Source organism: Streptodolium elevatio (assembly GCF_040649515.1).
Taxonomy (GTDB): Bacteria; Actinomycetota; Actinomycetes; order Streptomycetales; family Streptomycetaceae; genus Yinghuangia; species Yinghuangia elevatio.
In genome coordinates, this window is record NZ_JBEZFP010000163.1 from 1 (window position 1) to 19,842 (window position 19,842).

Annotated in this window: 19 protein-coding genes; 14 read left to right on the plus strand and 5 right to left on the minus strand. The window is 72.7% G+C overall.

Features of this window, described 5'->3' with window-relative positions; all coding sequences use genetic code 11:
- The 8 genes from hutU to AB0C36_RS37880 all read left to right on the plus strand — a co-directional run.
- Nucleotides 1-1,372: urocanate hydratase (gene hutU, locus AB0C36_RS37845; RefSeq protein WP_358363214.1), on the plus strand; the 1,372-nt coding region annotated here is incomplete at its 5' end.
- An 11-nt stretch (nt 1,373-1,383) separates the two neighbouring features.
- A complete protein-coding gene (locus tag AB0C36_RS37850) occupies nt 1,384-2,634 on the plus strand; it encodes an allantoate amidohydrolase (protein ID WP_358363247.1) in 1,251 nt (416 codons plus the stop codon).
- A 23-nt stretch (nt 2,635-2,657) separates the two neighbouring features.
- Nucleotides 2,658-3,980: a formimidoylglutamate deiminase gene (locus tag AB0C36_RS37855; RefSeq protein WP_435839194.1), complete on the plus strand. Its 1,323-nt coding sequence runs from the start codon at nt 2,658-2,660 to the stop codon at nt 3,978-3,980.
- Nucleotides 3,981-4,140: 160 nt separating this feature from the next.
- Nucleotides 4,141-5,313 (plus strand): imidazolonepropionase, encoded by a 1,173-nt coding sequence (hutI, locus tag AB0C36_RS37860; protein ID WP_358363217.1) that lies wholly within the window; start codon nt 4,141-4,143, stop codon nt 5,311-5,313.
- 181 nt (nt 5,314-5,494) lie between these two features.
- A complete protein-coding gene (locus AB0C36_RS37865) occupies nt 5,495-6,688 on the plus strand; it encodes an acyl-CoA dehydrogenase family protein (RefSeq protein ID WP_358363218.1) in 1,194 nt (397 codons plus the stop codon).
- Between the two features lie 152 nt (nt 6,689-6,840).
- A complete protein-coding gene (locus AB0C36_RS37870; RefSeq protein WP_358363220.1) occupies nt 6,841-7,728 on the plus strand; it encodes a DUF998 domain-containing protein in 888 nt (295 codons plus the stop codon).
- Nucleotides 7,632-8,522: an alpha/beta fold hydrolase gene (locus AB0C36_RS37875; protein WP_358363222.1), complete on the plus strand. Its 891-nt coding sequence runs from the start codon at nt 7,632-7,634 to the stop codon at nt 8,520-8,522. Before AB0C36_RS37870 ends, AB0C36_RS37875 begins: the two co-directional genes overlap by 97 nt.
- Nucleotides 8,523-8,913: 391 nt before the next feature.
- A complete protein-coding gene (locus AB0C36_RS37880; protein ID WP_358363223.1) occupies nt 8,914-9,402 on the plus strand; it encodes a YflT domain-containing protein in 489 nt (162 codons plus the stop codon).
- 124 nt (nt 9,403-9,526) lie between these two features.
- On the opposite strand, the gene corA is transcribed toward AB0C36_RS37880, so the two are convergent.
- Nucleotides 9,527-10,615 (minus strand): magnesium/cobalt transporter CorA, encoded by a 1,089-nt coding sequence (gene corA, locus AB0C36_RS37885; protein ID WP_358363225.1) that lies wholly within the window; start codon nt 10,613-10,615, stop codon nt 9,527-9,529.
- A 461-nt stretch (nt 10,616-11,076) separates the two neighbouring features.
- On the opposite strand from corA, the gene AB0C36_RS37890 reads away from it, so the two are divergent.
- The gene (locus AB0C36_RS37890) at nt 11,077-11,685 is read left to right on the plus strand and encodes a suppressor of fused domain protein (protein WP_358363227.1); all 609 of its coding nucleotides are present in this window, start codon (nt 11,077-11,079) and stop codon (nt 11,683-11,685) included.
- A 151-nt stretch (nt 11,686-11,836) separates the two neighbouring features.
- Here the strand turns inward: AB0C36_RS37890 and AB0C36_RS37895 are convergent, their stop codons facing one another.
- Entirely contained in the window at nt 11,837-12,268 is a 432-nt protein-coding gene (locus tag AB0C36_RS37895; protein ID WP_358363229.1) for a universal stress protein, read from the minus strand.
- A gap of 119 nt (nt 12,269-12,387) precedes the next feature.
- Complete coding sequence (locus AB0C36_RS37900) at nt 12,388-13,608, minus strand: MFS transporter (protein ID WP_358363231.1); 1,221 nt, start codon at nt 13,606-13,608, stop codon at nt 12,388-12,390.
- Between the two features lie 172 nt (nt 13,609-13,780).
- Here AB0C36_RS37900 and AB0C36_RS37905 point away from each other — a divergent pair, with 172 nt between their 5' ends.
- A complete protein-coding gene (locus tag AB0C36_RS37905; RefSeq protein ID WP_358363233.1) occupies nt 13,781-14,287 on the plus strand; it encodes a MaoC family dehydratase in 507 nt (168 codons plus the stop codon).
- 317 nt (nt 14,288-14,604) lie between these two features.
- Here the strand turns inward: AB0C36_RS37905 and AB0C36_RS37910 are convergent, their stop codons facing one another.
- The gene (locus tag AB0C36_RS37910; protein WP_358363235.1) at nt 14,605-15,582 is read right to left on the minus strand and encodes a ribokinase; all 978 of its coding nucleotides are present in this window, start codon (nt 15,580-15,582) and stop codon (nt 14,605-14,607) included.
- Nucleotides 15,572-15,973 (minus strand): NUDIX hydrolase, encoded by a 402-nt coding sequence (locus tag AB0C36_RS37915; RefSeq protein WP_358363237.1) that lies wholly within the window; start codon nt 15,971-15,973, stop codon nt 15,572-15,574. The genes AB0C36_RS37910 and AB0C36_RS37915 overlap by 11 nt, the downstream gene beginning before the upstream one ends.
- 277 nt (nt 15,974-16,250) lie before the next feature.
- On the opposite strand from AB0C36_RS37915, the gene AB0C36_RS37920 reads away from it, so the two are divergent.
- The 4 genes from AB0C36_RS37920 (at nt 16,251) to AB0C36_RS37935 (ending at nt 19,715) form a co-directional block, all read left to right on the plus strand.
- Entirely contained in the window at nt 16,251-16,889 is a 639-nt protein-coding gene (locus AB0C36_RS37920; RefSeq protein WP_358363239.1) for a DUF6758 family protein, read from the plus strand.
- Between the two features lie 73 nt (nt 16,890-16,962).
- A complete protein-coding gene (locus AB0C36_RS37925; RefSeq protein WP_358363241.1) occupies nt 16,963-17,811 on the plus strand; it encodes a PHP domain-containing protein in 849 nt (282 codons plus the stop codon).
- 201 nt (nt 17,812-18,012) lie between these two features.
- The gene (locus AB0C36_RS37930) at nt 18,013-19,098 is read left to right on the plus strand and encodes an S-(hydroxymethyl)mycothiol dehydrogenase (RefSeq protein ID WP_358363243.1); all 1,086 of its coding nucleotides are present in this window, start codon (nt 18,013-18,015) and stop codon (nt 19,096-19,098) included.
- On the plus strand, nt 19,095-19,715 hold the full coding sequence (locus tag AB0C36_RS37935) for an MBL fold metallo-hydrolase (RefSeq protein WP_358363245.1): 621 nt from the start codon (nt 19,095-19,097) through the stop codon (nt 19,713-19,715). The genes AB0C36_RS37930 and AB0C36_RS37935 overlap by 4 nt, the downstream gene beginning before the upstream one ends.
- Nucleotides 19,716-19,842 lie beyond the last annotated feature (127 nt).

A 19,842-nucleotide genomic window follows, 5' to 3' on the forward strand; every position in this document is an offset into this window, starting at 1 on the left:
GCTGGCCAACTCCAACCTGGTCGGCGACTGGGCCACCTGGCCGGAGTTCCGCCGCCTCGAATCGCTCGGCCTGCCCATGTACGGGCAGATGACCGCCGGCTCGTGGATCTACATCGGCACGCAGGGCATCCTCCAGGGCACCTACGAGACCTTCGCCGCGGTCGCCGCCAAGCGCTTCGGCGGCACCCTCGAAGGCACCATCACCCTCACCGCCGGACTGGGCGGCATGGGCGGCGCCCAGCCCCTCGCCGTCACCATGAACGGCGGCGTGGCCATCTGCATCGAGTGCGACCCCTCGCGCATCGAGCGCCGTATCGAGCACCGCTACTGCGACGTCCGCGCCGACAGCGTCGACGAGGCCCTGCGCCTGGCGGTCGAGGCCCGCGACGCCCGCCGCCCGCTGTCCATCGGCCTGCTCGGCAACGCCGCCGAGGTCGTTCCGCAACTCCTCGCGATGGACGCGCCGATCGACATCGTCACCGACCAGACCAGCGCGCACGACCCGCTCGCGTACCTCCCGCTCGGCGTCGCCTTCGAGGACATGGCCGAGTACGCGCGCGACAAGCCCGCCGAATTCACCACCGCCTCCCGCGACGCGATGGCCCGCCACGTCGAGGCCATGGTCGGCTTCCAGGACAAGGGCGCCGAGGTCTTCGACTACGGCAACTCCATCCGGGGCGAGGCCAAACTCGCGGGCTACGACCGGGCGTTCGACTTCCCCGGCTTCGTCCCCGCCTACATCCGCCCGCTGTTCTGCGAGGGCAAGGGCCCCTTCCGCTGGGCCGCGCTCTCCGGCGACGCCAAGGACATCGCGGCCACCGACCGCGCCGTCCTCGACCTCTTCCCGGAGAACGACTCGCTCGCCCGGTGGATCAAGATGGCCCAGGAGAAGGTGCACTTCCAGGGTCTGCCCGCGCGCATCTGCTGGCTCGGCTACGGCGAACGCGACAAGGCCGGCGAGCGCTTCAACGACATGGTCGCGAGCGGCGAACTCTCCGCCCCGGTCGTGATCGGGCGCGACCACCTCGACTGCGGCTCGGTCGCGTCGCCGTACCGCGAGACCGAGGCCATGCTGGACGGCTCGGACGCCATCGCCGACTGGCCGCTGATCAACGCCATGGTCAACGTCGCGTCCGGCGCGTCGTGGGTGTCCATCCACCACGGCGGCGGCGTCGGCATCGGCCGCTCGATCCACGCCGGCCAGGTCACCGTCGCGGACGGCACCAAGCTGGCCGGCGAGAAGATCCGCCGCGTGCTCACCAACGACCCCGGCATGGGCGTCATCCGGCACGTCGACGCGGGCTACGACCTGGCCGCCGACGTCGCCGCCGAGCGCGGCGTGCGCGTGCCCATGCGGGAAGACGCGTCGTGACCTTCGAAGCCATGTGGCGGGACCTGCTGCCGGTCGGGCGCGACGCCCGCACCGGCGGCTACCGCCGGTTCGCGTGGAACGCCGCCGACCTGGAGTGCCGGGCGTGGTTCCGGGCCGAGGCGGCGCGCCGCGGGCTCGCGTACGAGATCGACCGCAACGGCAACCAGTGGGCCTGGTACGGCGGTTCGGCCCCGGACGCCGACTGGACCCCGGCCGACGCCCGGGACGCCGTGGTCACCGGGTCGCACCTCGACTCGGTGCCGGACGGCGGCGCGTACGACGGTCCCCTCGGCGTCATCTCCTCCTTCGCCGCGTTCGACCTGCTGGTCGAACGCGGCGCGGCGTTCCACCGGCCCCTCGCGATCGTCAACTTCGGCGACGAGGAAGGCGCCCGGTTCGGCGTCGCGTGCGTCGGCTCGCGCCTCGCGGCGGGCGTGCTCACCTCCGAGCAGGCCCGCGACCTGCGCGACGCCGACGGCACCCGCCTGCCGGACGCGATGGCCGCCGCCGGGTACGACCCCGAGGGCATCGGCGCCGACCCCGAACTCCTCGACCGCATCGGCTGCTTCGTCGAACTCCACGTCGAACAGGGCCGCGCGCTCGTGGACCGCGACGCGGCGGTCGGCGTGGCCTCGGCCATCTGGCCGCACGGGCGCTGGCGCTTCGACTTCCGCGGCGAGGCCAACCACGCGGGCACCACGCGGCTGGAGGACCGCCGCGATCCGATGCTGACGTACGCGACCACCGTGCTCGCCGCGCGCAAGAAGGCGCGGCTCGCGGGCGCGGTGGCGACCTTCGGCAAGGTCGCCGTCGAGCCCAACGGCACCAACGCGATCGCCTCCCTGGTGCGCGGCTGGCTCGACTCGCGCGCGCCCGAGGAAGAGGTCCTGGACGCCGTCGTCGCCGAGATCGCCAAGGCCGCGCGCGAGCGTGCCGAGCGCGACGGGACCGGCGTCGACGTGGTGCGCGAGTCGTACACGCCGGTCGTCGAGTTCGCCGGCGGCCTGCGGGACCGGATCGCCGGGCACCTGGGCGGCGTACCGGTGCTGCCCACCGGCGCCGGGCACGACGCGGGCATCCTGTCCGCCACGCTGCCGACCGCCATGGTGTTCGTACGCAACCCGACGGGGGTATCGCATTCCCCGGCCGAGTCCGCGGAGATGTCCGACTGCCTGGCCGGGGTCGGCGCCCTCGCGGACGTGCTGGCCGACCTGCTCGCGGACAAACCCGCGGACCTGATCGACAAGGGACCGACCGCGTGACCGCTCTGCCCCCCACCCGAGCCCTGTGGTGCGAGATCGTGCACACCCGCACCGGCATCGAACGCGACGTCGTCGTCGAGGTGCACGACGGCCGCATCACCGCCGTGCGGCCCGACACCCCCACGCCGCCGCCCGGCGCCGCGGTACGCCGCGGACTGACCCTCCCCGGCTTCGCCAACGCCCACTCGCACGCCTTCCACCGCGTGCTCCGCGGCCGCACGCAGGCCGGCTCCGGGACCTTCTGGACCTGGCGCGAGATGATGTACACCGCCGCGGCCAAGCTGGACCCGGACACCTACCTGGCGCTCGCCCGCGCCGTGTACGCCGAGATGGCCCTCGCCGGGATCACCTCGCTCGGCGAGTTCCACTACCTGCACCACGCCCCGGGCGGCACCCCGTACGACGACCCCAACGCGATGGGCAAGGCCCTCGTCGAGGCCGCCCGCCAGGCCGGGATCCGCATCACGCTCCTCGACACCTGCTATCTGACCGGCGGCATCGGCGAGAAGCTGACGGGCACCCAGCTCCGCTTCGACGACGGCGACGCCGACCGCTGGGCCGCGCGCGTCGACGGCCTCAAGGGCGACGACCACGCCCGCATCGGCGCGGCCGTGCACTCCGTACGCGCCGTCCCCGCCGCACAGATCCCCGTCGTCGCCGCCTGGGCCGCCGAACGCGAGGCGCCGCTGCACGCGCACGTGTCCGAGCAGCCGGCCGAGAACCACGCGTCGCTGGAGGCGTACGACAACACCCCGGTCGGCGTCTTCGACGACGCCGGCGCGCTCGGCAGCCGCTTCGTCGCGGTCCACGCGACCCACCTCACCGACCGCGACATCGCGGTCCTCGGTACGTCCGGCGCCGGCGTCTGCCTGTGCCCGACCACCGAGCGCGACCTCGCCGACGGCATCGGGCCCGCCGGCGAACTCTCGCGCGCCGGAGTCCCGTTGTCGCTCGGCACCGACAGCCAGGCCGTGATCGACATGTTCGAGGAGGCCCGCGCCGTCGAACTGGACGAACGCCTGCGCACCGGCAGCCGCGGCCACTTCACCACCGCCCGCCTCCTCGCGCACGGCACCGTCCTGGGGCAGGCCGCCCTCGGCTGGGACGACGTCGGCCGCATCGAGCCCGGAATGCGCGCCGACCTGGTCACCGTCGGCCTGGACTCGGTACGCCTCGCCGGGACACTGCCGCGCCTCGCCTCCGAGTCCGCGGTCTTCGCCGCCACCGCGGCGGACGTCACACACGTCATGGTCGGCGGCCGGACCGTCGTGGCGGACGGCGTGCACCAGACCGTCGAGGACGTCCCCGGCGAACTCGCCAGGACGATCAGGTCCTTGGTCGAGTAGCCGGCAAACCGTGGCGGCCTCGACCCGCGCGCCGAGCGACGCCCTCGCCCGGCGCGCGGAACACCGGGCCCGCACGACCGCCTCGGCCCCGTCGGCCGCCCCGCCTGCACCCCGGCCCCACTCCGCATCCGCACCCACCTACTCCCGGAGAACCGCGCCCGTGGCGTCCTTCCTGATCGACAACATCGCGTCCCTCGTCACCAACGACCCGTCGCTCGGGGACGGGCCGCTCGGCGTCCTGCGCGACGCGGCGGTCGTGCTCGACGGCGAACGGATCGCCTGGGTCGGACCGGCCGGCGACGCGCCGCCCGCCGACGCCCGGCACGACGCGGCGGGCCGGGCGGTGATCCCGGGCTTCGTCGACTCGCACGCGCATCTCGTCTTCGCGGGCGACCGCACCGACGAGTTCGCCGCCCGGATGGCCGGGCAGGCGTACGCGGCCGGAGGCATCCGCACCACCGTCGCCGCCACCCGCGCCGCGACCGACGAGGCCCTCGCCGCCAACCTCGAACGCCTGGTCGCCGAGGCGGCACGGCAGGGCACCACGCTCATCGAGTGCAAGTCCGGCTACGGCCTGACCGTCGACGACGAGGCCCGAGCCCTGCGCCTGGCCGGACAGGTCACGGACGAGGTCACCTACCTTGGCGCGCACGTCGTCGCACCCGAGTACGCCGACGACCCCGCCGGATACGTCGACCTCGTCACCGGCCCCATGCTCGACGCCTGCGCGCCGCATGCCCGCTGGGTGGACGTCTTCTGCGAGCGCGGCGCGTTCGACGGCGACCAGGCGCGCGCGGTCCTGACCGCCGGGATGGCCCGCGGGCTGGTACCGCGCGTGCACGCCAACCAGCTCGGCCCCGGACCGGGCGTACAACTGGCCGTCGAACTCGGCGCGGCCTCCGCCGACCACTGCACGCACCTCACCGACGCCGACATCGACGCCCTCGCCGGATCGGCCACCGTCGCGACCCTGCTCCCGGGCGCCGAGTTCTCCACCCGCGCCGCCTACCCGGACGCGCGCCGGCTCCTCGACGCGGGCGCCACCGTCGCGCTCTCGACCGACTGCAACCCGGGATCGAGCTTCACGACCTCGGTCCCCTTCTGCATCGCCGTCGCCGTACGCGAGATGGGCATGACCCCCGACGAGGCCGTCTGGTCCGCCACCGCCGGCGGCGCGGCAGCCCTCCGCCGCACCGACGTGGGCCGCATCACCCCAGGCGCGCGAGCCGACCTCGTCGAGCTCGACGCCCCCTCACACGTACACCTCGCCTACCGCCCCGGCGTCCCCCTGGTCCGCACCGTATGGCGGCAGGGAGCCCTCGTGGGGACCTGATCCGCAGAGCCCCGATGCCTGACAAAGCGTCAGAGATTGCTCGGCCGGGATTACGGGGGTCCCTCTGTCGGGGAGAGCCCCCGTCGTACATACTCCCCAGTAACCCTCACGACCAGACGCGTGGCCGGGACCAGCCGCCGAGCAGGCCCGGACATGCGCGTACACGAGAAGGAGGCGCCTGGTGGGCCGCCTTGCGCAGACCGACGGGCTGACCGACGTCCAGCAGGAGATCCTCTCCACCGTCCGCACCTTCGTGGACAAGCAGATCATCCCCGTGGCGACGGAACTGGAGCACCGGGACGAGTACCCGACGGAGATCGTCGAGGGCATGAAGAAGATGGGGCTGTTCGGCCTCATGATCCCGGAGGAGTACGGCGGTCTCGGCGAGTCGCTGCTGACCTACGCGCTCGTGGTCGAGGAGATCGCGCGCGGCTGGATGAGCGTGTCCGGCATCATCAACACGCACTTCATCGTCGCGTACATGATCCAGCAGCACGGCACGCAGGAGCAGAAGGACTACTTCCTGCCGAAGATGGCCGAGGGCGAGATCCGCGGCGCGTTCTCGATGTCCGAGCCGCACTGCGGTTCGGACGTGTCCGCGATCCGCACCAAGGCGGTCAAGGACGGCGAGTTCTACGTCCTCAACGGTCAGAAGATGTGGCTGACGAACGGCGGCACGTCCAACCTCATCGCGGTGCTCACCAAGACCGACGAGGGCGCCGACTCGGTCTACCGCAACATGACGACCTTCCTGATCGAGAAGGAGCCGGGCTTCGGCGAGACGCGCCCGGGCCTGACCGTCCCGGGCAAGATCGACAAGATGGGCTACAAGGGCGTCGACACGACCGAGCTGGTGCTCGACGGCGTGCGGGTGCCCGCGGACCGGGTGCTGGGCGGCGTCCCCGGCAAGGGCTTCTACCAGATGATGGACGGCGTCGAGGTCGGCCGCGTCAACGTGGCCGCGCGCGGTTGCGGTGTCGCGCAGCGGGCGTTCGAGCTGGGCGTGCGGTACGCGCAGCAGCGCGAGACCTTCGGCAAGCAGCTGCACGAGCACCAGGCGATCCAGTTCAAGCTGGCGGAGATGGCGACCAAGGTCGAGGCCGCGCACCAGATGATGGTGATGGCCGCCCGCAAGAAGGACGCGGGCGAGCGCAACGACCTCGAGGCCGGCATGGCGAAGTACCTGGCGTCGGAGTACTGCAAGGAGGTCGTCGAGGACGCCTTCCGCATCCACGGCGGCTACGGGTTCTCGAAGGAGTTCGAGATCGAGAGGCTCTACCGCGAGGCTCCGATGCTGCTCATCGGCGAGGGCACGGCCGAGGTCCAGAAGATGATCATCGGGCGTCGTCTGCTCGAGGAGTACAAGCTGCGCTGACACGCGCTGCCCGGACGACCCGCGGCCCGGCTGTCCCGACGGACGGCCGGGCCGCGGCGTTTCGCGGCGTAGGCCGAACGGGTCGTCATCCGGCGGCACCTCACTGCTTCGGGTGATCACCCGGTCGGCCCGTGCGTGAGAGCCTGGAAGCAATGATCACGAACCGCTCGGAACGGGCCGTTTCGCCCGCTGCCGCCTGCTTGTTGCTGGCGGTCGCGGCGGTGGCGTACAGCTCCTGGGTCCTGGAGGCGGCGCTCCCGACCAAGCTGAGCACGATCGACGGCTTCGCGAGTGAGTTGTTCGCGGCGGACCAGCCCTACCGGTGGTTCTTCGGCGGCCTCGACATCGTCGCGGGCGTGTGCGCGGCGGTCGCCGCGGGGCTTGTGCTGCGCCTCGTCCGCGGCGAGCGTCCCGGGCTGCGCTGGGCGTACGTCGGCTGGGCGGCCGTCGTCGTCTTCGGCGTCGCCACGGTCCTGGACGTCGTTTTCCCGCTCGACTGCGCCCCCTCCCTCGCGCCGTGCGAGGCAAGGGAGTTGGCCGGGCGGTTGTCGTGGCGGCACGACATGCACCTGGTCACGAGCGTGCTCGCGAACGCCGCGGGACTGGTGGCGATAGCGGCGCTGTGGTGGTCGGCGCGAGGCGGTACGGCGCGGCCGGTGCCGTCACGTCGGTGGGGTGCCGCGTTGTTCTGGGGCGCGCTGGTGATGACCCTGGCGACGATGCTGCTGAGCCTGCACGACATGCGCTTCGACGTGCCGTCCTTCCTCGCCGACGGGCAGGGCGTCCCGCAGCGCGTGCAGGTGGGGTTGTCGGCGGTGTGGCTCGGCGTCGCGGCCGCGTCGCTGCGCCGAACCGGGGCGGATGGCGGCGATGATGACCGCACCGGTGGTCACGACGCGGCGCGTGCGGGGGAACCGGACCCGGGGAGAGCGGGGAGAACGACATGGCAGGCGAAGGACGGCCGCCCGGTGAGTTCGTCGAGGTCGACGGCGTGGTCCTGCACGTGGTCAGGGACGGGCGCGGCGACGGGCCGGCCGTAGTCGTCACGAGCGGGCTGGGCGGAGCTTGGTGCGACTGGGACCTCGTGGCACCCGAACTCGGCCGGGACTGCCAGGTGGTGCGGTTCGACCGGCCCGGGCTCGGGTTCAGCGCGCCGGACCCCGCGCCGCAGACGCTGGACGGCGAGGCGGCGCGGATCGCGGCGTTGGTGGCGCGGCTCGGTGTACACGGGCCGTACGTGCTGGTCGCGCACTCCTTCTCGGCGTTCCACGCGGAGGCTTTCGCGCGGCTCTTCCCCGAGCAGGTGGCCGGGCTGGTGCTGGTCGATCCGAGCGTCGAGGCGTCGCCCCGCGTGCGGCCCGCCCCCGAGTTGCGGGTCAAGGCCGCCCGCACGGCGGGTGCGGCCTTTCGGGTGACGGGGCTCAGCCGTCCGCTCGGGCCCGCGCTGCGGTGGCTGGCCGTGCTGGCCCTGTCGCGCCGGGGACGGGACGTCGCGGATCCGAGATGGGCGCGGAAGGCGTACGGGTCGGGCCGGTTCCTGGCGGCGGCGTTCGCGGAGAACACCATGTACCGCGACCAGGCCGCCGAACTCGTCGCGCTGCGCAAGCGGCGTGCCCTGCCGGATGTGCCGCTGCGGGTGCTCGCGGGCGCGGGCGGCCGGGAGACGCTGGCGGTGCGGGCCCGGTGGCTGCGCGCGCAGCGGACGCTCGCCGACCTGGCCCCGCGCGGCCGCTGCGACGTGCTGGACGACGCCGCGCACCTGCTGATGATGGACCGGCCGGACGCGGTGGTGGCGGCAGTGCGCGAGGTCCTCGCCGAAGCCAAGACGGACTGACACCGGCCGAGCCGGGACAGACGTCGGTCACATGGGGATCGACGTCGGCCGAGCCGGGGTCGACTCCACCGAGTCGGGATGGCGTCCACCGAGCCGAATGGACGTGGCCCACATGTGGCGGACGAGGTTGTCCACAGCCAACGAATTGAACCCCCGCTCCAGGGGGTTTCAGCGCAGGCGGCGGATATCGTGCGTCGGTTGTCCACAGGCGGTGGACGGGCGGCACCGGGGTAGGCGCTTGCGGGAACGGGCTTCGGGAACAGGCTTCGAGAAAGTGGCTCCGGTGTGCTTTGCCGCTTATCGGGTAAACGGTTGCGAAGCAGACGATCTTCCTCGGCTCCCGAGGGCGGCCGAGCCCTGCTTCCCAGTCCCCGACCTTGGAGAAGACACGATGTTCGGACAGGAGAGGATTCCTCCGTCCGCCGGCGCCAAGCCGGTCGGCGGTGAGGTCATCGCGTCCTACACGGACTATGCGGGCGCCCAGCGTGCCGTCGACTACCTGTCCGACAACGAGTTCCCGGTCGAGCACACCGCGATCGTCGGTGCGGACCTCCGCCTGGTCGAGAACGTCCTCGGCCGACTCGACGCCAAGAAGGCGGCCATGGCCGGCGCCGCGAGCGGCGTGTGGTTCGGCCTGCTGATCGGGCTGTTCCTGGGCATCTTCGCGGAGCGCGCGACCGGGTGGATCTGGATCGTGCTGATGGGCGTGGTCTGGGGTGCGCTCGCCGGTGCGCTGTTCGGGTGGATCGGCTACCGCAGCATGGGCGGCAAGCGCGACTTCGTGTCGACGAGCCAACTCGTCGCGGCGCGCTACGACGTGCTGGTCGAGACGCAGTTCGCCGAGCGCGCCCGCAACATCGTGGGCCGCCTGAGTCTGTAGCCGCCCGAGTCTGTAGCCGCCCGAGTCCGCAGCCGTCCGAGTCCGCAGCCGTCTGACCTGGAACCGCCTGGCCCCGTGCTGGCCCGATCCTGTGACGGCCTGACCCGTGACGGCCCGACCCCGTTCAGAGCCAGCCGTTGCGCCGGAACCCGCGGTGGATCACCAGGCACACCGTGAGGGTCACGCCCAGCACGGTCGGGTAGCCGTATTTCCACTGCAACTCGGGCATGTGGTCGAAGTTCATGCCGTAGATCCCGGCGATCATCGTGGGCACCGCGAAGATCGCGACCCACGCCGAGATCCGCCGCATGTCCTCGTTCTGCGCGACCGTCACCTGGGCGAGGTTCGCCTGCAAGATCGAGGTCAGCAGTTCGTCGAACGACGCGATCTGCTCGCTCACGCGCGCGAGGTGGTCCTCGACGTCGCGGAAGTACTCGCGGATGTCCGGGTGCACCTGCCGCATCGGGCGCTCGGCGAGCGCCTGGAGGGGCCGGGCGAGCGGCGTCACCGCGCGCTTGAGCTCCAGGAGTTCGCGCTTGAGCTGGTAGATCCGCCCGGCGTCGCCGCTGCCGCGGCCGCCGAAGACCTCGTTCTCGACCTCGTCGATGTCGTCCTGGAGCGACTGCGTCACGTCGAGGTACGCGTCCACCACCCGGTCCGCCACCGCGTGCAGCACCGACGACGGCCCCGCGGCCAACAGGTCCGGGTTGCCCTCCAGCCGGTGCCGCAGTTCGCCGAGCCCGCCGTGCAGGCCGTGCCGCACGGTGATGACGAAGTCGCGGCCGAGGAACACCATGATCTCGCCGGTCTCGACGACCTCGCTGGTCGCGGTCAGGTGCTCGTGCTCGACGTAGCGCACCGTCTTGAAGACCGCGAACAGGGTGTCGTCGTAGCGCTCCAGCTTGGGGCGCTGGTGCGCGTTGACGGCGTCCTCGACGGCGAGCGGGTGCAGGTCGAACCGCTCGGCGATGCCCGCGAGTTGGGCCGCGGTGGGCTCGTGCAGGCCGATCCACACGAAGCCGTCGCCGCGCGTGTGCACGTCGTGGATGGCCGCCTCGGGGCCGGCGCAGCCCGACTGCCGCCTGCCGTCGCGGTAGACCGCGCAGTCCACCACGCAGTCGCCGTCCACCGGATCCGGGAGGGCGGTGAGCAGCGGCGCACGGCGGACGACGTGCGGACGTACGGCGGCACGCAGGTCGCGGATCATCGACATGGCGGGCTCCTTCACAGGAGGGCGCGCGTCAAGGCAGGCGTGTTCCCCGGCACATTGCGTGGCGCGATGGTGCGGGGAACGCGGCCGACCCCGGTGCGGGCGGCAATGGGGCACCGCCCAGCCGAGAGGCTGGGGGAAGGACAGGGATGCCGTCCGGTGGCCCGTTCGTCGCGGCGCGCGGCGCTTTCCGCGGGCCCGTGGTCACGGGCGGGGGAAAGAACAGCGGGGGACCGCGGTGCGGGTCAGGCGGTGTGGGCGCGGGCGGCGTATCGAGGGAGATCGGGTGAACCGCCGGTACTGCACGATGGACTGGTATGCACCACAACCACCTCCCTCGGCCTGTCCCCGCTGGGGGTACGACTCGACGCCTCGCCCGACGTTCCGGGGTGGGCCAGCAAATCAGGGTAGCAGGCGGCAAGTTGCCGCACGGGCGCGTTGCGGGGAACCCGTACGATGCCCAGATGTTCGACTTGACGCCGCATCACGAGCCGCCCGACCCCGTCCCGGCGGTGGAGGCCCACCTCGTCGAGGCGTTCGGCGAGCCGTCCGGGCGCGCCGGGGTGACCTTCGTCGGCACCGACCGCATTGAAGTGCTGCGCTTCGGCCCTGACGAGGGCGGCGTGTCGCGGTACGCGACGCTCGGCATGTCCCGCGTCCCGATGACCGATCCGGCCGCGGCGCTCGCCGACCCGGTACGCGGTCCGCGTGCCGAACTGGTCCTGTCGGTACGCGGCGCGCAGGACTCGGTGCTGCGTCCGTTGGCCGTGCTGGCGGCGTCGCCGCAGGTCGAGGGGATCGTGGTGGCACCCGGCGCGTCGCTGGACGTAGGCGGCCCGCTGTGGGACGGCGCCGCGTTCACCGCCGTCCTGGTGGCCGAGCCGGGCGGGCTGGTCGCGGACCTCGCGCTGCCCGAGCCGGCGGAGGCCGTACGGTTCCTTCCGCTGCTGCCGATGACCGCGGCCGAGACCGCGTGGAAGCGGGTGCACGGCGCCGAGGCGCTTCAGGAGCTGTGGCTGCAGAACGGGACCGACCTGCGCGATCCGAGGCGCAGGGCGGTCCCGCTGAGCTGACCGGGCCGACCGGCCGCGCGGCGACGGCCCCGCACCGCCGCCGCTTGAGTGCGTCCGTTGCGTGCGTCCGCCGGGTGCGTTACGTGCGTTTGCGTCCGTCGCGTGCGTACGGTTCACGGCACGAAGAACGGCGCCGCCGCGTGCGCGTGGCTCACGGCACGAGCAGCACCGGGCACGGCGACCGGTGCACGACCGCGTCACTGACGCTGCCGAGGAACAGGCGCGCCATGCCGTGGTGCCGGCGGGCACCCAGCACCAGGAGGTCGGCGCCGTAGTCCTTGACCTGGTCGAGGACGGCGTTGGGCACGTCGCTGCGCAGCGTCTCGCCGGTCCAGCCCTCGACGGTGCCGACGCCCGCCGCGCGCAGGATGTCGACGGCGTCGGTGACGGTCTTCTTCGCGGCGTCGGAGTCCTCCTCTTCGACGACCCCGCCGACACCCCCGCCGCCGTCGATGACGTCGACGGCCTGGACGTGCAGTACCCGGACCTTGGCGTCGAGCGGCTTGGCCAGGCCGGCCGCGGCGGCGAGGACGTCGGCGGTCTCGGGGGTGGAGTCGACGGCGACAAGGATGCGCTCGTACATGGTTCCTCTTCCTGTGCGTGCTGCGCTGCTGTGCGTTCTGCTGTGCGTGGTCTTGCGTGCGGATCTGCGGTGCGGGGCGTGTGTCTGCGCGTACCCGACGGGCCGGGATTCAGGCGCGGTCAGCCCGCCGCGGGCACCGGGTGCGGCTGGGCGGCGGCCGCGGGCGTGTGGTCCGCGGCGGCGGTCGCGAGCAGCCGGTGCGCTCCGGCCAGGACGCCTGCGGCGGCCAGGCAGGTGCCCGTCGCGACCAGGAACGGGACGTGCACGTTGAAGTGCTCGTGGAGCTTCGGGGCGAGGTACGGCGCGGCCGCGGCGGCGAACCAGCGCACGAAGTTGTACCCGGCCGAGGCGACCGGCCTCGGCGCATCCGACACCTCCAGGGCCAATTCCGTGAACACAGTGTTGTTGATCCCGATCAGCGCGCCCGAAACGATGACTCCCGTCACGATCACGGCCTTCGAGCCGTACGCGATGACGGCGAGGTCGGCGGCGAACACCACGAGGCTCGCGGCCGCCACCGCCACCGAGCCGAAGCGGGACTGCAGGCGCGGCGCGACGAGCACCGAGAACAGCGCGAGCAGGATGCCCCACGCGAAGAACACCGCCCCCGACTTGTACGGGCTCATGTCGAGCACGAACGGGGTGAACGCCAGGACCGTGAAGAACGCGTAGTTGTAGAAGAACGCCGATCCGGCGGTCGCCGCGAGCCCCTTGTGGCCGAGTGCCTTCAGCGGGTCGAGCAGCCCGGTCTTCCGGGCCGGCCGGGGCTGCTCCTCGAGGAACACGGTGATGGCGGCGAAGCCGATCGCCATCAGGGCGGCCGTCCCGTAGAACGGGTAGCGCCAGGACGCGTCGCCGAGCACCGCACCGAGCAGCGGGCCGCACGACATGCCGAGGCCGAGCGCCGACTCGTAGAGCAGGATGGCCGCCGCGCTGCCGCCGCTCGCGGCGCCCACGATGACGGCCAGCGACGTGGACACGAAGAGCGCGTTGCCGAGGCCCCAGCCGGCGCGGAAGCCGACGAGTTGGCCGACCGAGTCGGACGTACCCGACAAGGCGGCGAACACCACCACGAGGGCGAGCCCCAGCAGTAGGGTGCGGCGACCGCCGATGCGGCTCGACACGAACCCGGTGACCAGCATGGCCACCGCGGTGATGAGGAAGTAGCTGGTGAACAGCAGCGACACCTGGCTCGGGGAGGCGTCGAGGCCCTTGGCGATCGAGGGGAGGATCGGGTCGACGAGGCCGATGCCCATGAACGCCACGACGGCGGCGAACGCCGTCGCCCAGACGGCCATGGGCTGCTTCAGGATGCCGCCGCCGTGCTCGCCCGCTGCCATGTCTTCCTCCGATCGTTAGCTCAGCTAATAAATGTAGCGTACACCTAAATTGTCGGGAGTCCACCCTCTCCCGGCCGCCGCTCGGCGGGGCCGCCTACCTGTCGGTAACCCCGGTCGGGAATGATGTGCCGCAGAACCCCACGGGGCTCCCCGAGAGAGGACCGCATACACCATGCAGTTTGGCCGCTACTACGAGGAGTTCGAGGTCGGTGCGACGTACAAGCACTGGCCCGGCAAGACGGTCACCGAGTACGACGACCACCTGTTCTGCCTGCTCACGATGAACCACCACCCGCTCCACATGGACGCCAACTACGCCGAGAAGACGACCGACTTCGGCAAGAACGTCGTGGTGGGCAACTACATCTACTCGCTGCTGCTCGGCATGTCCGTGCCGGATGTCTCGGGCAAGGCGATCGCGAACCTGGAGATCGAGTCGCTGCGGCACGTCGCGCCGACCTTCCACGGCGACACCATCTACGGCGAGACCAACGTGCTCGACAAGTGGGAGTCCAAGTCCAAGGACGACCGCGGCGTCGTGTACGTCGAGACCAAGGGCTACAAGCAGGACGGCACCCTGGTCTGCATCTTCCGCCGCAAGGTGATGGTGCCGAAGACGTCGTACGGCGATGCGCGCGGCGGCGAGCAGCCCGGCCGTCCCGAACTCCGCGAGGACTGACACACCCGACACACCCGAGCGCCCGTGAACCCGGGGATCCCTGCGCCGCGAGCGCCCAGGGAACCCGGCACCCGCAAGCGCCTGAAGCACGGCAAGGGCCCGGGACTCCGAGGCCGTCGACCGCACCCGCGGCGGCAGCCCGAAGTCCCGGGCCCTCGCCGTCGCTTCTCGGCTGTGCGACGCTCCGCCCTTCGAAGATCGACTCGCGTGGGGGGAACGCGTGACGACGCGGGCACCGGCGCAGTGCGGCGATCTGGACCGTCTGTCGCGCGGCGGCGGTCGTCGTGCCGTGCGCGGGGGCGGGTGCCTTGCCGGGACTACGCGGGCGGCGGCAGGTCGGCGGGCGTGGGGTAGGACGGCTGGGCGCCTTCCGCGGTGACGGCGGCGGCGCCGACGCGGACCGCGTATCCGACGGCGTCGGCGAGCGGGTCGCCGAGTGCCAGCCGCCATGCGAGCGCACCCGTGAAGGCGTCGCCCGCGCCCGTCGTGTCGACCGGGTGCACCGGCGGTGCCGGGACGTGTACCAGGTCGCCGCCGTTCTCGGCGCAGACCGCGCCTGCCGCGCCCAACGTCACGACGACGGATCGTGGCTCGGCGCCGGAGGCCCGCAGGGCGAGCACGGCTCGGCGTGCGCGTTCGAGAGGTCCGTCAGAGGCGTCCCCGCGCGGGTCCGGCTCCAGCCCTGCGCTGTCCGCGCCGCGTACGGCGTCCGCCGCCTCGTGCTCGTTGACCACAAACGGATCGCACATGCCGAGCGCGTGCGGCGGCATGGCCCACAGCCCGGGCGACGGGTTCAGCACGACCCGCGTCCCCGAGGCCGCGCAACGCCGCATGACCTCCGCGACCGTCTCGTGCGGGATCTCCAGTTGCAGCGACACGACGCGTGCCCGGCGCAGGGCCGGTTCGAGGGCGTCGACGTGTGCGGGCGTGAAGCGTCCGTTGGCGCCGGGGGAGACGGTGATGGCGTTCTCGCCGTCGTCGTCGACCGTGATCAGGGCGACGCCGGTCGCGCCGTCGTCCGTCGCGACCAGCGAGGTGTCGACGCCGTCGCGGCGCAGCGCGCCGAGCAGCAGCGGGCCGTACGCGTCCGTGCCCACCCGTCCCGCGAACGCCACGTCCGCCCCGAGCCGGGCGGCCGCCACCGCCTGGTTCGCACCCTTGCCGCCCGGATGCACCGCGAGGTCGCCGCCGAGGACGGTCTCCCCGGGCCGCGGGTGCCGCGGCACCCGTACGACGAGATCGGCGTTGACCGAGCCGACGACCAGCAGCGGAGCCGCCACGGCGTCAGCCGACACCGGGGACGTTCCACTCCAGCAGCGCGTCGAGCAGACCCTCGGTGAGTTCGAGGCGGCGCAGTTCCTCGGTCGGGATCCAGCGCGCCGCCTCGGCGTCGTCCCCCGGGCGCAGCGTGCCGCCGTGCACGATGCAGGCGTAGTCGCGGATCTCGTACGTTCCGCCGTCGGACGCCGGGCGCGTCACGCTGCCCACCAGCGGCCCCACGGTCACGTCGAGTCCCGTCTCCTCCAGCAGTTCGCGGGTGAGGGCCTGGCCGTCGCTCTCGCCCGGCTCGACCCGCCCGCCCGGCAGCGACCACAGGCCCTTGCCCGGGGGCGTACCGCGGCGGATGAGGAGGATGCGCCCCTCACCGTCCAGGACGATCGCACCGACACAGGGAGTTGCCCGCATGTCCGCGAGCGTATCCGCCGTTCGGGCGGATCGGAGCCTCCCTTCCTCCGCGTGTCGACAACTCGCGCGGCGGTACGGGCGTTCGCCCGGTCGGCCCTGCCCGTCACCCCGGCGGCCGCTCCGCAGGTCACGTGCAGGCCGCCCGCAGGCCGCTCCGCAGGTCACGCGCCGGTCGGCCCCAGGCCGGCCGCCGGTCGGCAGCGCCGCGAGGCCGACTTCGGCGCCAATGGGGTGATCGTCCTTGACGCGGCGCTCTCGGCAGGGGACCGTCGTGCGTATGAAGGGCGAGCCGAGCTGCCCACGCTGCGGAGGCCGGGTCCGAGCCCCGGGGCTGTTCTCCGAGACCTGGCAATGCGACCTGCACGGATCAGTGCCGCCGCTGCAGCCGGTCGTCCCGCCGAGCGTCGACGCCCTCGACGTCGTCGTACGCCGCTCCCGCGTCCCCGTCTGGCTGCCCTGGCCGCTCCCGGTCGGCTGGCTGTTCACCGGAGTCGCGCACGCCGGCGACGACCGGTCCGGTCCGCGCGGCGTCGCCGTGGCGTGCACCGGTCCGGCGCCGCTGGGCGGCCCCGGCGAATTGGTGCTGGTGGCCGAGGAACTCGGCGTCGGCCTGGGCGCCCGCTTCGCGGGGCTCCCGGGGCCGGACCCGGGCAGCGACCTGCTCGGCACCCGGGTCGCTCCCGCGAAGGTCATGGCCGCGGGCCGGCCGACCGCGCTGTGGTGCGTGCCGGGCACACCCGGCGACCGGGCGGTGTACGCGGGCGAGGCCATGGGCCTGTGGCTGTGGGCGATCCTGTGGCCCGGCAAGGCCGGGCATCTCGTGTACGACGACGTGGTCCTCACCGACCTGCGCGACGCGGGCGCCGAACTGGGCCTGCTGCCTTGCGGCGCGTTGTCGCCGCAACTGCTCACCTGACGCTGCCGACCTTGCGTCCGGACGGCGTGGCTAGGGTTGATCGTCCCGGCCCCACCGAACCAGCGAGGTCCGCGTGCGCATCGACCTGCACACCCACAGCTCCGCCTCCGACGGCACGGACACCCCGGCGGCGCTCGTGCGTGCCGCACACGAGGCGGGGCTCGACGTCGTCGCGCTGACCGACCACGACACCACCGGCGGCTGGGCCGAGGCGGAGGCGGCGCTGCCCGACGGGCTCCGGCTCGTGCGCGGTGCGGAGATCAGCTGCATCGACGGGGACGGCATCAGCCTGCACATGCTGGGCTATCTGTTCGACCCCGACGAGCCGGAGTTCGCGCGGGCGCGCGAGTTGGTGTGTACCGACCGGGTACGCCGCGCGCGGGCCATGGTCGAGCGCTGCGTCGAACTGGGCGCGCCCATCACGTGGGAGCGCGTCGTCGAGATCGCCGGCGACGGCGCGGTGGGCCGTCCGCACGTCGCCACGGCGCTGGTCGAGGCCGGGGTGGTGGCCGACGTGTCGGGCGCCTTCACGCCGGAGTGGCTGAAGGACGGCGGCCGGGCGTTCGTCGACAAGTACGAGATCTCCGTCGCCGACGCGGTCCGCATGATCCGGGGCGCGGGTGGCGTCGCGGTGTTCGCCCACCCCGGCGCCACCAAGCGCGGCCACACGGTCTCCGACGCGACCATCGAGTCCCTCGCCGAGGCGGGTCTCGCCGGGGTCGAGGTCGACCACATCGACCACGACGACGCCATGCGCGCCCACCTGCGCAACCTCGCGCGCGGCCTCGGCCTGGTCACGACAGGTTCCAGCGACTACCACGGCACCCGCAAGACCGTGGGCCTCGGCCGCTACACCACCGACCCCGACACGTTCGCCGCGATCGCCGACCGGGCGACCGGCGTACCCGTGCTCGGCGCCTGACGCCACCGAAGCCCCGATCGGGTGGTGCTTCCCGAGGCATCTTCCGAGGCACGTTCCGAGGTACGTCCCGACGTGCTTGCCGACGTACGCCGCGAGCCGCCTGCGCGGCACGCGTGTTCGCGCATCGCGACCATCTGACCTGCCCGTCCCCGCAGCGTTACAGTGCGGAAAGTATCCGCATTTCTCGGAGGGGAGCGGCACATGAGTCGGCTGGTTCGCGGGGTCGTCGCGCGCGGCAAGGGCGCGCCGGTGAGCGTCGAGACGATCGTCGTACCCGATCCGGGGCCGGGCGAGGCGCGGGTGAAGGTGCAGGCGTGCGGCGTCTGCCACACCGACCTGCACTACCGCGAGGGCGGCATCAACGACGACTTCCCGTTCCTGCTCGGCCACGAGGCCGCGGGTGTCGTGGAGTCGGTCGGCGAGGGCGTGTCCGGGCTCGCCCCGGGCGATTACGTGGTGCTTGCCTGGCGCGCGCCGTGCGGCGAGTGCCGTTCGTGTCTGCGCGGGCGTCCCTGGTACTGCTTCGACTCGCGCAACGCCAGGCAGCCGATGACGCTCGAGGACGGTACGCCGCTGAGCCCCGCCCTCGGCATCGGCGCGTTCGCCGAGATGACGCTCGTCGCGGCCGGCCAGTGCGTCAAGGTCGACCCCGCCGCCCGCCCCGAGGCCGCCGGCCTGATCGGCTGCGGCGTCATGGCCGGCTTCGGCGCCGCCGCCAACACCGGCAACGTGCAGCGCGGCGACTCGGTCGCGGTGATCGGCTGCGGCGGGGTCGGCAACGCCGCGATCGCCGCCGCGCACCTGGCCGGCGCGCGCAAGGTGATCGCGGTCGACATCGACGAGCGCAAGTTGGAGTGGGCGAAGGGCTTCGGGGCGACCGACACGGTCAACGCGCGCGAGACCGACCCGGTCGAGGCGATCAAGGCGTTGACCGAGGGCAACGGCGCGGACCTGGTCGTCGAGGCGGTCGGCCGCCCGGAGACGTACGAACAGGCGTTCTATGCCCGCGACTTGGCGGGAACCGTCGTGCTGGTCGGGGTGCCGACGCCGGAGCTGAAGATCGAGCTGCCCTTGATCGAGGTGTTCGGCCGCGGCGGCGCGCTCAAGTCGTCGTGGTACGGCGACTGCCTGCCCACCCGGGACTTCCCGATGCTGATCGACCTGTACCTGCGCGGGCGCCTGCCGCTGGACGGCTTCGTCTCGGAGACGATCAAGCTCGACGACGTCGAGGCGGCGTTCACCAAGATGCACCACGGCGACGTGCTGCGCTCGGTGGTCGTCCTGTGATCGAGCACCTCACCACGTCGGGAGTCTTCTCGCTCGACGGCCAGGACTTCGACGTCGACAACAACGTCTGGCTCGTGGGAGACGCGGACGAGGTCATCGTCGTCGACGCGGCGCACGACGCCGACGCCATCGCCGCGGCGGTCGGCGACCGCCGCCTCGCCGCGATCGTGTGCACACACGGCCACAACGACCACATCAACGCGGCCGCCGCACTCGCGGAGCGGTTCGGCGCGCCGGTCCACCTGCACCCGTCCGACCGCATGCTCTGGGACGCCGTGTACCCCGACCGGGCTCCCGACCGCGACCTCGCGGACGGCCAGGTGGTCAAGGTCGCCGGGACCGAGCTGCGCGTCGTCCACACGCCGGGACACGCGCCCGGCGCGGTGTGCCTGTACGCGCCGGAGCTCGACACGCTGTTCTCCGGGGACACGCTCTTCCGCGGCGGCCCCGGGGCGACCGGGCGCTCCTTCTCGTCGTTCCCGGTCATCCTCGACTCCATCCGGGACCGGCTGCTGACGCTGCCCGCGGGCACCCGCGTCCTGACCGGGCACGGCGACGAGACCACGATCGGCGCCGAGGCCGCGGACTACGACGCGTGGGTGGCACGCGGGCACTGAGCCCGTGCGCCCGGCCGCACCCGTACGCCCGACTGCACCCGTACGTCCGGCCGCACCCCCACGTCAGGCCGCGGAACGACGCCGCGCGGGGATGCGAAACGCCGAGGCGCCCCACCCGGAATCCGGG